The following is a 13123-nucleotide window of genomic DNA, read 5'->3' on the forward strand; positions in this document are numbered from 1 at the left end:
GGTCAGCCTACTCCGGTCGGGGTAGGCTGCAATTTGGTGGGTGAGGAGGTGTGATCCCCGTCACTATGAGCTCATCAGGAATACGCTTGCGCTCGCGAAAAAGTTTCATGGAACGGGGCGCGGGTCTGGTTCATAGTTAGAGGCCCTGTCACAAAGAGGAGTGAGCATCATGCTCAAGGGTCTCATCCTGCCCCCTCTCATGGTGCTGGTGCTGCTGTTTCTCTCCGCCCACCTGAGCCGGGTTCTGGCCTGAAATAGTATCTGTGTAATTTTTCTCTTCCTCGTCGGGTCTAGTCTGTATCAAGGTCCCGTCGAGGAAGAGAACCCATGCTCATCAAACGTCGCCCATCGCTCACCGAGCAAGCCGTCACCCCGGAATCTGTCTATCAGGATCGCCGCCGCCTGCTCAAGGGGCTGGGTCTGGGGGCCGCCTCTCTGGCGCTGCCGGCCCAGGCCGGTGTGCTCGACCTCTTGCTCCCCTCCGAGCCGCAGAATCCGGGGCGTCCCCTCAAGGCCAAGGCGGCGGCGCGCGGCGATCTGGTGCTCACCCCCGAGAGCAAGGTGATCAGCTACAACAACTACTACGAGTTCGGCACCGACAAGGCCGAGCCGGCGCGCAATGCGGGTTCGCTGCGCACTGAGCCCTGGACCTTGCGGATCGAGGGGGAGGTGGAAAAACCCCTGACCCTGGATGTGTGGGAGCTCATCAACCGGCGACCCCTGGAGGAGCGAATCTATCGCTTTCGCTGTGTCGAGGCCTGGTCCATGGTGATCCCCTGGCTCGGGGTCGGGCTCGGGGAGCTGCTCAAGGAGGCGGCCCCCACCAGCCGCGCCAAGTACGTGGCCTTCGAGACCCTCTACGACCCCGAGCAGATGCCCCTGGCCCGCCGCAGCGGGATCGAGCTCCCCTATCGGGAGGGCTTGCGTATCGACGAGGCGATGCACCCCCTGGCGCTGCTGGCGGTCGGCCTCTATGGCAAGACGCTGCCCCCGCAAAATGGCGCCCCCATTCGGCTGGTGGTCCCCTGGAAGTACGGCTTCAAGAGCATCAAGAGCATAGTGACCATCCGGCTGCTGGAGCAGATGCCCCCCACCACCTGGAACATGCTGGCGCCACAGGAGTACGGCTTCTACGCCAACGTCAACCCGCAGGTGGATCACCCGCGCTGGAGCCAGGCCAGCGAACGCTTCATCGGTGAGGGGGGAGCCTTCGGTGCCAAGCGCCAGCCCACCCTGATGTTCAACGGCTATGCCGACGAGGTGGCGAGCCTCTATCAAGGGATGGATCTCGGTCAATGGTATTGAAAATCAGCGCACGGCAGGCTCGTGGCCTGCAACTCATGGTCCATCTGGGGGCGACTTCAGCCCTGATCTGGCTGGGGTGGGCTATCCCGAGCGGCTGGCTCGGCGGCGATCCCGTGCCCGGGATCATTCACTGGCTCGGCAAGGGTGCGCTCAACCTCTTGCTGCTCTGCCTCTGCGTCTCCCCTCTGGCCAAGGGGCTCAAGGCGGGGGGCCTGATGCGGCTGCGCCGCCCTCTGGGGCTCTGGGCGTTGGCCTACGCCTCTTTGCATCTGGCCAGCTGGCTGCTGCTCGATCTGCAACTCGACTGGGCCCTCATCGGCGGCGAGCTGGTCAAGCGCAGCTACATCGTCGTGGGGATGACGGTCTGGGGCATACTGCTGACGCTCGGGATCACCTCGCTGCCCAGGCTGGTGCGCGCCCTGGGGCCGCGCTGGCAACGGCTGCACAACTGGGTCTATCTGGCGCTGCTGCTGGCGCCGGTGCACTACTGGTGGTCGGTCAAGAGTGGTTGGGTCGAGCCGCTTATTTACCTGCTGCTGGCGCTGGGGTTGCTGGGGCTGCGCCGGCAGAAGCTGCTGCGGGGATGGCGTGGGTCTCCAGCAGTTGCCCGCTGTCCGAGTCCAGATAGACGGTGACCTTGCGCTCGCGGGCATCGAGCGCCTCTATGTGGTAGTGTCCCTCTTCCAGAACAATCTCGCGGATATCGTGATAACCCTGCTTGAGCAGGAGCCGGATCACCGCCTCTATCTCCAGCACCTGATCATTGGCCTTGACCAGCAAGGGGGCCAGGCCGAGAAACAACAGAAGAGTGCGGGGGATCATATTCATGACGGATTCATGGCTGGCAAAATATAAACGCCATTATGTTATGAACCAGGAGATTAATCACCCATGAACAGGGTTCTCCCCCTGCTGGCCTTGACGCTGCCCTGCTGGGCCGCGGCTCTGGCGCCGAGTGACCAGATGCTGCAGCGGGCCCTGACCGAGGGCAAGATCCGCCCCTTCAGCGAGGTGATGAAACAGGCGCGCACCCTGCCCGGTGAGCTCCTTCGGGTCGATCTGAAGGAGGAGGCGCCGGGACGCTGGATTTATGAGCTCAAGCTGCTCGACCGCACCCAGAATGTGGTCAAGGTGGGTTACCGGGCCGACAGCTTGCGCATGGTCTATCTCAAGGGACATCATCTGGAACATCTCTTCTTTCCTCCCGCCGCTCCAGGCGATGCCCCCTAATCATCAGGTAAACACAGATGCGAATTCTGATTGTTGAAGACGAAAAGGCCCTCGCCGCCCAGCTTGCCGAACAGCTGAACCAGGCCGGTTTCGTGGCCGATCTCTGCCACGACGGGAACGAGGCCGCCTTCCTCGGGGCGACCGAGCCCTACGATGCCATCGTGCTGGATCTTGGCCTGCCCGGGCGCGACGGGCTGAGCGTGCTCAAGGAGTGGCGCGCCCAGGAGATGGCCTGCCCTGTGCTGGTGCTCACCGCCCGCGGCCAACTGCACGAGAAGATAGAGGGGCTCAACGCCGGGGCCGATGACTACCTCACCAAGCCGTTCCAGATGGCCGAGCTGGTGGCCCGGGTCCACGCCCTGGTGCGCCGCGCCGCCGGCAACGCCAGCTCTGTGCTGGAGATCCGCGGGGTGCGCCTCGACATGGCGGCCTCTCAGGTGTGGTACGAGGGGACTCCAATCAAGCTCACCGCCCACGAGTTCCGGGTGCTGGCCTACCTGATGCAGCACAAGGGGCGGGTGGTATCGCGCAGCGAGCTCATCGACCACATCTATGCCCAGGATTTTGACCGCGACTCCAACACGGTCGAGGTCTTCATCGGGCGGATCCGCAAGAAGACCCATCCCGATCTTATCGAGACGGTGCGAGGCCTCGGCTACCGGATCGACGAATGAGGGTGGTGCGCACCCTGCGCGGTCGCCTGCTGGTGATCGCCCTCATCTGGTGCGGCCTGTTCCTGTTCGCCACCGGATTCAGCCTGCAGCGGATGCTCACCAACTACTGGCAAGAGGCGGAGGCCGATGGCCTTCGCCTGCAACTGTTCGATCTGCTCTCCCGTCTCGAGCTGGGCGAAGACGGTCTGCCCATGCTGACCGAGCCCCTCGCCGATCCCCGCTTTCGCCAGCCCTACTCGGGTTTCTATTGGCAGCTAGAGGCCCGTGGCCTGGTGGTGGCCAAGTCCCGCTCCCTGTGGGACAGCCAGCTGGTGAGCGATCGACTGAAACCCGCCTTCGGCGACAAGGGGCTGTTTCTCGGCAAGGGGCCGGGGGGAGAGCCTCTGCTGCTGATGACCCGCAACGTCCTGCTGCCCGGCTCGGATCTCCCCTTGCGTCTGGTGATGGCCAAGGACAGCAGCGTGTTGACCCAGACCCTGAAGAAGACCCGTCTCAGCCTCTTCTTCGGCCTGGGCTTTGCGGCCGCCGGGCTTATCCTGGGCTTTTTGTTTCAGGTGCTCTACGGCCTGCGCCCCCTGCACCTGCTGCGGCGCGAGCTGGCCCGCATCCACAAGGGGCATCAGGAGAAGTTTGAGCAGCGCTATCCCCTCGAGATCCAGCCCCTGGTCGAGGACATCAACCGCCTGTTGCATCACTACGGCGAGCTGCTCTCCCGGGCCCGGGCCCACACCGGCAACCTGGCCCACGCCCTCAAGACGCCGCTCTCTATCCTGCGCAACCAGGTGCCGCAGCTTCCCGCGGCCGAGCAGCCGGCCATCAACGAGCAGCTCGATCAGATCCAGCGCCACATCGACTACCACCTCGGCAAGGCGCGGGTGACGGGGGCCGCCAGGGTGCTCGGCGTCTCGACCCCCTTGCGCGCCCGCATCGAATACATCTGCCGCGCCTTCTCCCGCCTCTATCCGGGTCGTGAGCTGGCCATCGACGTGCCGGCCACGCTGGCGGTGGGGGTGGAGGAGCAGGACTTCGACGAGATGGTCGGCAACCTCCTGGAGAACGCCTACAAGTGGTCGGCCGGGCAGATCCGGGTCTCCACCGCCGAGCTGGGGGGCTGGATCACCCTGCGCATCGAGGATGACGGCCCCGGCATGACGGAAGAGCAGATGGCCCGGGCCATCGAGCGGGGGGTGCGTCTCGATGAGAAGGTGCCCGGCTCCGGGCTCGGGCTCAACATAGTCTCGGATCTGGCCGAGGCTTATCGGGGCAGCCTCATCATGGGGCGTGCCGAGCTGGGCGGGCTGGCCGCCTGCCTCTCCCTGCCCAAGGTCGCGCGGATCGAGCGCTGATCCCGGGGCGCCCTGGCTGGCACAGGGCGCCCCTTTTCTTTATCATTCCTCATCATTTCGGTTTAAAGACGCACCATCATGGCCAGAGCCCTCTCTCTCCAGCTTGCCCAGTTGAATCTGACGGTAGGCTCCATCGAAGAAAACTGTGACAAGATCCTGGCCGCGGCCCAGCGGGCCGACGAGCAGGGGGCCGACCTGCTGGTCTGCTCCGAGCTGGCCCTGACCGGCTACCCGCCCGAGGATCTGTTGCTGCGCCCGGATCTGATGAGTCGCGTCAAGGCGGCCCTGGCCCGGTTGGCGGGCTGGGGTGGCAAGGCCGGGATCCTGGTCGGCCACCCCTGGCGCGACGGAGAGCGGCTCTACAACACCGCCTCCCTCTATGAGAACGGCAAGCTGTTGGCCCGCTACTACAAGCGTGAGCTGCCCAACTACGGGGTGTTCGACGAGAAGCGCTACTTCAGCTCGGGGGAAGAGACCTGCGTGGTGCCGTTCCGTGGCCACCTGCTGGGGCTGCTCATCTGTGAGGACATCTGGAAGCCGGGCCCGGCCCTGGCGACCAAGGAGGCCGGCGCCGAGATCCTGGTGACCATCAATGCCTCCCCCTATGACATGCACAAGCCCTGGCTGCGCCGGGAGCTGTTCAGCGAGCGCTGCGCCGCCACCGGCCTGCCGCTGGTCTATCTCAACCAGGTGTGTGGCCAGGACGAGCTGGTGTTCGACGGCTGCTCCAAGGTCTTTAACGGGGCCGGCGAGTTGACCCAGCGGCTGGCCGCCTTCGCCGAGGAGGAGGCGCTGGTGCGCTTCCACGATGGCCAGCCGGTGCCGAGCGGCGAGGTTGACTACGCCCTGCCGCCCCTGGGCGAGGTCTATCAGGCCCTGGTGCTGGCGGTGCGCGACTACGTCAACAAGAACGGCTTCCAGGGGGCCGTACTCGGCCTCTCCGGTGGCATCGACTCGGCCCTGACCCTGGCCATTGCAGCTGACGCCCTCGGCAAGGAGCGGGTACAGGCGGTGATGATGCCGTTCCGTTACACCGCCCAGATGAGCGTCGAGGATGCCCGCGAGCAGGCCGAACGGATGGGGGTCGAGTTCGATATCGTCTCCATCGAGCCCATGTATGAGGCCTTCATGGGCCAACTCACGCCCATGTTTGAAGGCACGGCGCGCGACACCACCGAGGAGAACCTGCAGGCGCGCTGCCGCGGTGTGCTCTTGATGGCGCTCTCCAACAAGCGCCGCCGCATCGTGCTCACCACGGGCAACAAGAGCGAGATGGCGGTCGGCTACGCCACCCTGTACGGTGACATGGCCGGCGGCTTCGACGTGCTCAAGGACGTGCCCAAGACGCTCGTCTTCCAGCTGTGTGAATACCGTAATTCCCTCGAGTATGTGATCCCGCAGCGAGTCATCGACCGTCCTCCTTCGGCAGAATTGGCGCCGGATCAGGTGGATCAGGACAGCCTGCCCCCCTACGACATTCTCGATGCCATCCTGCAGCGCTACGTGGAGCAGGATGCCTCGGTGGCCGACATGGTGGCCGAAGGGTTCGAGGAGGCGGTGGTGCGCAAGGTCATTCGCCTCGTGGATCTCAACGAATACAAGCGCCGTCAGGCGGCCGTAGGGCCGCGCATCTCGGCGCGTAACTTTGGTAAGGATCGCCGCTACCCCATCACCTCCGGGTTTGGCAGACAGAACTGGTAAGGAGAAGTCATGAAGAAGATCGAAGCCATCATCAAACCCTTCAAGCTCGACGACGTGCGCGAGGCGCTCGCCGAGATCGGCATCAACGGCATGACCGTCTCCGAGGTGAAGGGATTTGGTCGCCAGAAGGGCCACACCGAGCTCTACCGTGGTGCCGAGTACATGGTCGACTTTCTGCCCAAGGTGAAGGTCGAGCTGGTGGTGCAGGACGAGGATCTCGACGCCTGCATCGAGGCCATCCAGAACACGGCGCGCACCGGCAAGATCGGGGACGGCAAGATCTTCGTCTGTGACGTGGAGCGGGTGATCCGCATCCGTACCGGTGAAGAGAACGAAGACGCCATCTGATGAGGCTGCGTCTTCTCACGGCGGTGGGCCTGCTGCTCGGCCTCACCGCCTGCAGTTCCACGCCACCGGCCCAGCCGGAGAACCTGTGCCAGATCTTTCGGGAGAAGCCCGAATGGCACGAGGCGGCGCTGAAGATGAACGAGAAGTGGGGCACGCCGGTACAGGTGGTGATGGCCATGATGTATCAGGAGTCCTCCTTCGTGCATGATGCCAAGCCGCCCATGCAATATTTCCTGTTCATCCCCACAGGCCGGGCCAGTTCGGCCTACGGTTATGCTCAGGTGAAAGACGAGACCTGGGCCGACTACCAGAGGGAGACCGGCAACGGCTGGAGCGATCGCGACGACTTTGCCGACGCCATCGACTTCATGGGCTGGTACACCACCAAGGCCCAGCGCATCAACGGCACCTCAAAATGGGATGCCTACGGCCAGTATCTCAACTATCACGAAGGGTGGGGTGGCTATCGGCGCGGATCCTATCGCAGCAAGGGGTGGCTGATGCGCACCTCGCGCAAGGTAGAGGCGCGCGCCCAGCGCTACGGCGCCCAATATCGACAATGCAAGAGTCAGCTCCCCTCGGCGGGCTGGTTCTAGTTAACCAATCAGGAGTCACAGATGCCATTACTGGACAGTTTCAAAGTTGATCACACCCGCATGGAGGCTCCTGCGGTGCGGGTTGCCAAGACCATGCTGACCCCGCACAAGGACACCATCACAGTGTTCGACCTGCGTTTCTGCCTGCCCAATCAGGAGATCCTCTCCGAGCGCGGCATTCACACCCTGGAGCACCTGTTTGCCGGCTTCATGCGCGATCATCTCAATGGGGAAGGGGTCGAGATCATCGACATCTCGCCCATGGGCTGCCGCACCGGCTTCTACATGAGTCTCATTGGCACGCCGAGCGAGCAGAGCGTGGCCGGCGCCTGGCAGGCCGCCATGGAAGATGTGCTCAAGGTGGCGGATCAGAAGCAGATCCCCGAGCTCAACGAGTACCAGTGCGGGACCTACTCCATGCACTCCCTGGAAGAGGCCCAGGCCATCGCCCGCCACGTGCTGGGTCGCGGCATCGGGGTGAATCACAACGAGGCGCTGCTGCTGCCGGACGAGAAGTTGCAGTCCCTGTAACGAATACGCCAAGGGCCGGTCACTGACCGGCCCTTGTGGTTTCTGGGATGCCGGTTTGGCACCTAGATGGCGAGCGGCATCACCCGGTTGCGGCCGAGCTCCTTGGCCTTGTAGAGCAGTTGGTCGGCCCGCTCCACCAGATCGTCGCCGTGCTCGCTGCCGTCGAATTCGGCCACACCGAACGAGGCGGTGATGTTGTCGACCCGGCGCCCGCTCTTGCGATCGAGCACAGAGAGCTTCTCGGTAGCCCGGCGCAGGCTCTCGGCGAGCTGACGCGCAAGCTGGAGCCCCTTGCCCGGCACCAGCAGGGCAAACTCCTCGCCGCCGAAGCGAAACACCTGGGCCCCCTCCTTGCAGCCATCCTTGAGGCGCCGCGCGAAGGCACGCAGTACCTGATCCCCCAGCAGATGACCGTACTCGTCGTTGAAGCCCTTGAAGCGATCGATGTCGGCCAGGATCAGAGAGAAGCCCTTGCCGCTGCGGCACTGGGCCTCGAGCTCATGGTTGAAGGCACGGCGATTGGAGAGGCCGGTCAGGGGATCCTCGTTGGCCTGCTTGCGGGTCTCGTCGAGGGCCTGGCGCAGCTCCTTGATCTCCTTCTCGGCATTGGTGATCTGGCCGCGAAAGTGCAAAGTCGCCATGCGAATCTCACGTGACTCGCGCACCAGTTCACGCAGCACCCCCATGGTCTCTTCCAGGCTCAGCCCCTCTTCATCGATCTGGCCGAGCTTGCCAAAGCTCTTGTCCAGCATCTCCTGGAAACAGCCGGTATCGGTCAGGGCATCCTGCATGGTCTGGGCTATCTGGGTGGTCATGGTGGCGAGATTGAACCTGACCGTCTCCAGCTCTCTCTCCTGGGCGCTGGCCAGATGCTGGTGATAGAGGCGCTCACAGGTGACCTGGGAGCAGGTGCCCTGCTGCTTGAGGGCCTCGTCGAGCGCCTTGGTCAGGTCGGGATAGGTGGCGGCCACATAGTTGTACCAGACGGCGTAATTGGCCGGGGTGGTGGGGATCTGATACTTGGTCATCAGGGGGATGGCCTGTTTAAGATAACCCGCCGACTGGGTAAAGAGATCCTTGCTCATGGAGACCATGTCTTAACTGCTAGAAAGTGCTCTCTAGTATGACAGAGGCATAACAGAAACGGCAGGGTGCCATTGCGCCCCTCACTGGGGGTATAATGACGCAGAATCCTACCAGAAGGCCTGCCTATGTCTCATAACGATCCCTTCCTCGAACGCGAGGCCGAAAAATACGAGAATCCCATCGCCAGCCGCGAACTGCTGCTGAAGATAATCGAGGACCATGTACGTCCCATGTCTCGCGAGGAGATCGCTCGCGACCTCAAACTCAAAGACGAAGAGCATCTGGAGGCCCTGCGCCGGCGCCTGCGCGCCATGGAGCGCGATGGTCAACTGGTCTTCACCCGTAACCAGTGTTATGCCCTGCCCGATCGCCTGAATCTGGTGAAGGGGTATGTGCTCGGTCACAAGGACGGCTTCGGTTTTCTGCGTCCGGATGGGGGTGGGCAGGATCTCTATCTGAACAACCGCGAGATGCAGCGTCTGATGCACGGGGACTACGCCCTGGTGCAGCCGACCGAGATCGACCGCAAGGGGCGCCAGGAGGCGCGTCTGGTGCGCGTGCTCAAGCCGCGCGAGATGGATATCGTCGGGCGCTACTTCGTCGAGAACGGGGTGGGGTTCGTGGTGCCGGACGATAGCCGCATCGGCCAGGACATCCTGATCCCGGAAGGGGAAAACAAGGGCGCGCGCCAGAGCCAGGTGGTGGTGGTGCGTCTGACCCAGCGGCCGACCGGCCGCCTCAACGCCCTCGGCACCGTGCTCGAGGTGCTCGGTGAAAACATGGCGCCGGGCATGGAGATCGAGATCGCCCTGCGCAACCACGGCATCCCCCACACCTGGCCGGAGGCGGTGACCCAGGAGATCGTCAACCTCACCGACGAGGTGCCCGAGAAGGCCAAGCTGGGCCGGGTCGACCTGCGTACCCTGCCGCTTGTCACCATCGACGGCGAAGACGCCCGCGACTTCGATGACGCCGTCTTCTGCGAGAAGAAAAAATCCGGCGGCTGGCGCCTCTGGGTCGCCATCGCCGACGTCTCGGCCTATGTGAAGCCGGGCACCGCCCTGGACGCCGAGGCCTATCAGCGCGGCAACTCGGTCTACTTCCCCGAGTTCGTGGTGCCCATGCTGCCCGAGGTGCTCTCCAACGGCCTCTGCTCGCTCAACCCGCAGGTGGACCGCCTGTGCATGGTGTGCGAGATGACCATCTCCGCCAGCGGCCGCATGTCCGGCTACACCTTCTATGAGGCGGTGATGAACTCCCACGCCCGGATGACCTACACCAAGGTGGCGGCCATTCTGGACGGGGATCCCAAGCTGCGTCAGCAGTACGAGCCGCTGGTGGGTCACCTTGAAGAGCTGAGCCACCTCTACAAGGCGCTCAAGCACGCCCGCCACCTGCGCGGCGCCGTGGAGTTCGAGAGCGAAGAGACCCGCTTCATCTTCAACGCCGAGCGCAAGATCGACCGCATCGTGCCCCTGGTGCGTAACGACGCCCACAAGATCATCGAAGAGTGCATGATCCAGGCGAACGTGGCCGCCGCCCGCTTCATCGAGAAGCACGAGGCCGCCGCCCTGTTCCGGGTGCACGACCGTCCGGGCGAAGAGCGCCTGACCGGTTTCCGCCAGTTCCTCGCCGAGCTGGGGCTGGAGCTCAAGGGCGGCCTCGAGCCCGAGCCGCGCGACTTCGCCGAGCTGGCCGACCAGTTCGAGGGGCGCCCGGATGCGGAGCTGCTCTCCACCATGCTGCTGCGCTCCATGCGTCAGGCCATCTATCAGGCCGACAACATTGGTCACTTCGGCCTGGCCCTGAAGTCCTACGCCCACTTCACCTCGCCGATCCGCCGCTATCCGGATCTGATCCTGCACCGGGCCATCAAGTACCAGCTGGCCAAGGCGCAGGGCACTCCGCGTCACAAGTGGACCCCGAGCGGTGGCTATCACTACAGCCAGGACGAGATGGACCCCATGGGGGAGCACTGCTCCCTGACCGAGCGCCGCGCCGATGACGCCACTCGCGATGTGGCCGACTGGCTCAAGTGCGAGTACATGCAGGACCACGTGGGTGACGAGTTTGACGGCGTCATCGCCAGCGTCACCGGCTTTGGCTTCTTCGTGCGTCTGGCCGAGATCCATATCGACGGCCTGGTGCACGTCAGCACCCTGACCAACGACTACTACCAGTTCGACCCGATTCACCAGCAGCTGATCGGCGAGAACTTCCGCCGCCGCTATCGCCTCGGTGACAAGGTGCGGGTCAAGGTGATGGGCGTGAACCTGGACGATCGCAAGATCGACTTCGTGATGGTCGAGGAGCCCCTCAAGGTCACCGGCAAGGGCGCCAAGCAGGCCGTTCGCAAGATGGCCGACATCAAGAAAGAGAAGGCCAAGACCGAGCGTCGCCGCGACAAGCGCAAGGTGGAGAGCAAGGACAACAAGAAGAGCGGTGGCAGCGCCAAGCCGAGCAACCGTCGTCCCGGCAAGCGCGCCCGCGACAAGGCCAAGGGGTAACCCATGGCGTGGGTCTGGCGAGCCGGGCCCATGCTAAGGGTCTGATGACCCTGGGTTATCTCCCTCAAAGGCTGACAGCCCCTTGAGAGTAAAAAAATCCGAACCCTGTTACCGGGGTTCGGATTTTTTATGGTCATCGAAAAGGGGGACTCAGATTGTGGGCGGAGCTCGGCCAAGCTCCGTGCCTATGGCGAGCATCTTGATGCGACTGCGCCGCATGGGGCGCGAAGGCGTTTCGCCAGCCCTTCGGGCTATGGCGAGTGACTTTTCTTTGCGTGGCCAAAGAAAAGTCACCAATCGAGCGGCCAACCCCGCTGATTCGCTCTCCTGCGTCGAGTCCCCTCGCCACCGCCACGATGCCGACGGCACGCGCCGACGGGCCTTTGGCCTACGCCATCCATGGCTTCGGCCAAAGCCCGCTTCGAACTTCCTTGTTCTCGCGCCAAATCGGGGTCGAGCAATGCTCGCCCTGACCCGATTTAGCCCTTGGCCCGCCGCCGCTCGCTCGACATCCCTGTCTCGCGGCCTGGCAGCGTGCCTTCGTCTCGGCGAATCAGAGGGGGAACCAATACCGTGCCCACCTGTGACTGGGTTGGCTGGTTGCTGGTCTGTTGGCCGCTACGCGACGCTCAGAATGGTGGGTGTCCCAATTTCACCCCAATTTCACCCTTACAGGGGAAGCCAATACCATGCCCGCCTGTGACTGGGTTGGCTGGTTGCTGGTCTGTTGGCCGCTACGCCTCTGATTGGTGGGTATCTTTCATTAGCTTAGGTATGTGTGCAGGCTTCGGATAAATGCCTTTACCATAGTGGGGCTCTGGAGGCGAATAAACCGAATGTGGCTATATTTGGGGTCTGAAAAAACCTGTTGATAGCGAACGCGATTATTTTTATAGGTCTTGCATGTCCAGATAATCACCGAGTCTTTACTGAGAAACGACTTCCTGAAGGACTCTACATTTCCCGAGTTTTCCCACAACTCCTGCTTTGTCAATGAACGAAGCAGTGCTCTTTTTACAGCCTGATACAAAGTTCTTGCGAAGGAGTAGTCAATCCATATAACCGTATCGACCCGCTCCCACTTGATCGGCACAGTGCGATTATAGTTTCCATCCAAGACCCAGTACTCATCAGCTAACTTACTTTTTAGCGTAGAGAATAACTCTTCATCGGTAGAGCCCTGCCAATTAGGCTTCCAGAACAGAGCATCCATTTCTAGATATGGATAATTGAGCTTGGCGGCAAGCATCTGGCTAAACGTACTTTTACCGCTGCCACTCGTGCCGACGACGTTGATTCTCTTCATGCGCTTACCTGCATTTAAACTCTGGCATATATCGCCAATCTATCGCACAGGATAGCCTGCGCCTCTAAGGCGTTTCACCCGCTCGCGGTACTTCGCTCTCGAGGGGCGAGCTCTCCCACCTCAGCCACGATGCTGATGGCACGCGCCGACGGGCCTTTGGCTTACGCCATCCATGGCTTCGGCCAAAGCCCGCTTCGAACTTCCTTGATCTCGCGCCAAATCGGGGTCGAGCAGTGCTCGCCCTAATCCGAATTGGCCCTTGGCCCGCCGCCGCTCGCTCGACATCCCTGTCTCGCTGCCTGGCAGCGTGCCTTCGTCTCGGCGAATCAGAGGGGGAACCAATACCGTGCCCGCCTGTGACAGGGTTGGCAGGTTGCGGGTCTGTTGGCCGCTACGCGGCACTCAAAATGGTGGGTGTCCCATTTTCGCACCCTAATCCGAATTGGCCCTTGGCCCGCCGCCGCTCGTTCGACATCCCTGTCTCGCGGCCTGG

At 62.9% G+C, this 13123-nt stretch carries 13 protein-coding genes; 10 read left to right on the forward strand and 3 right to left on the reverse strand.

All coding sequences use genetic code 11. The features are described from left to right. Positions 1 to 327 precede the first annotated feature (327 nt). On the forward strand, positions 328 to 1305 hold the full coding sequence (gene msrP / locus BN1121_RS05960) for a protein-methionine-sulfoxide reductase catalytic subunit MsrP (RefSeq protein WP_005358822.1): 978 nt from the start codon (positions 328 to 330) through the stop codon (positions 1303 to 1305). Further along, positions 1296 to 1940 carry a protein-methionine-sulfoxide reductase heme-binding subunit MsrQ gene (gene msrQ, locus BN1121_RS05965; protein WP_005358824.1) on the forward strand — a complete coding sequence of 215 codons (645 nt, stop codon included), beginning with the start codon at positions 1296 to 1298 and terminating at the stop codon, positions 1938 to 1940. Before msrP ends, msrQ begins: the two co-directional genes overlap by 10 nt. Here msrQ and BN1121_RS19245 read toward each other — a convergent pair. After that, positions 1828 to 2133: a PepSY domain-containing protein gene (locus BN1121_RS19245; protein ID WP_081606473.1), complete on the reverse strand. Its 306-nt coding sequence runs from the start codon at positions 2131 to 2133 to the stop codon at positions 1828 to 1830. The genes msrQ and BN1121_RS19245 overlap by 113 nt on opposite strands. Positions 2134 to 2196: 63 nt before the next feature. Here BN1121_RS19245 and BN1121_RS05975 point away from each other — a divergent pair, with 63 nt between their 5' ends. From BN1121_RS05975 to luxS, 7 genes are all read left to right on the forward strand, one after another. Beyond that, the gene (locus tag BN1121_RS05975; protein WP_005358828.1) at positions 2197 to 2535 is read left to right on the forward strand and encodes a PepSY domain-containing protein; all 339 of its coding nucleotides are present in this window, start codon (positions 2197 to 2199) and stop codon (positions 2533 to 2535) included. A gap of 17 nt (positions 2536 to 2552) precedes the next feature. After that, positions 2553 to 3209: an AHA_4052 family stress response regulator transcription factor gene (locus BN1121_RS05980; protein ID WP_005358831.1), complete on the forward strand. Its 657-nt coding sequence runs from the start codon at positions 2553 to 2555 to the stop codon at positions 3207 to 3209. Next, positions 3206 to 4555 (forward strand): ATP-binding protein, encoded by a 1350-nt coding sequence (locus BN1121_RS05985; protein ID WP_005358833.1) that lies wholly within the window; start codon positions 3206 to 3208, stop codon positions 4553 to 4555. Before BN1121_RS05980 ends, BN1121_RS05985 begins: the two co-directional genes overlap by 4 nt. A 78-nt stretch (positions 4556 to 4633) precedes the next feature. Continuing rightward, a complete protein-coding gene (locus tag BN1121_RS05990) occupies positions 4634 to 6256 on the forward strand; it encodes an NAD+ synthase (RefSeq protein ID WP_005358834.1) in 1623 nt (540 codons plus the stop codon). Positions 6257 to 6265: 9 nt separating this feature from the next. Then, positions 6266 to 6604, forward strand: a complete 339-nt coding sequence (gene glnB / locus BN1121_RS05995) for a nitrogen regulatory protein P-II (RefSeq protein WP_005358847.1) — start codon at positions 6266 to 6268, stop codon at positions 6602 to 6604. Then, positions 6604 to 7200, forward strand: a complete 597-nt coding sequence (locus BN1121_RS06000) for a transglycosylase SLT domain-containing protein (protein ID WP_005358850.1) — start codon at positions 6604 to 6606, stop codon at positions 7198 to 7200. Before glnB ends, BN1121_RS06000 begins: the two co-directional genes overlap by 1 nt. Positions 7201 to 7221: 21 nt before the next feature. Further along, a complete protein-coding gene (gene luxS / locus BN1121_RS06005; RefSeq protein WP_005358852.1) occupies positions 7222 to 7731 on the forward strand; it encodes an S-ribosylhomocysteine lyase in 510 nt (169 codons plus the stop codon). A gap of 62 nt (positions 7732 to 7793) precedes the next feature. Here the strand turns inward: luxS and BN1121_RS06010 are convergent, their stop codons facing one another. After that, positions 7794 to 8816, reverse strand: a complete 1023-nt coding sequence (locus tag BN1121_RS06010) for a GGDEF domain-containing protein (RefSeq protein ID WP_043158036.1) — start codon at positions 8814 to 8816, stop codon at positions 7794 to 7796. 126 nt (positions 8817 to 8942) lie between these two features. Here BN1121_RS06010 and rnr point away from each other — a divergent pair, with 126 nt between their 5' ends. Then, the gene (gene rnr / locus BN1121_RS06015; protein WP_005358856.1) at positions 8943 to 11324 is read left to right on the forward strand and encodes a ribonuclease R; all 2382 of its coding nucleotides are present in this window, start codon (positions 8943 to 8945) and stop codon (positions 11322 to 11324) included. A 763-nt stretch (positions 11325 to 12087) separates the two neighbouring features. Here rnr and BN1121_RS06020 read toward each other — a convergent pair. Next, complete coding sequence (locus BN1121_RS06020; RefSeq protein WP_005349564.1) at positions 12088 to 12630, reverse strand: P-loop NTPase family protein; 543 nt, start codon at positions 12628 to 12630, stop codon at positions 12088 to 12090. Positions 12631 to 13123: the final 493 nt, after the last annotated feature.

This window comes from Aeromonas diversa CDC 2478-85, assembly GCF_000819805.1.
Lineage (GTDB): Bacteria > Pseudomonadota > Gammaproteobacteria > Enterobacterales > Aeromonadaceae > Aeromonas > Aeromonas diversa.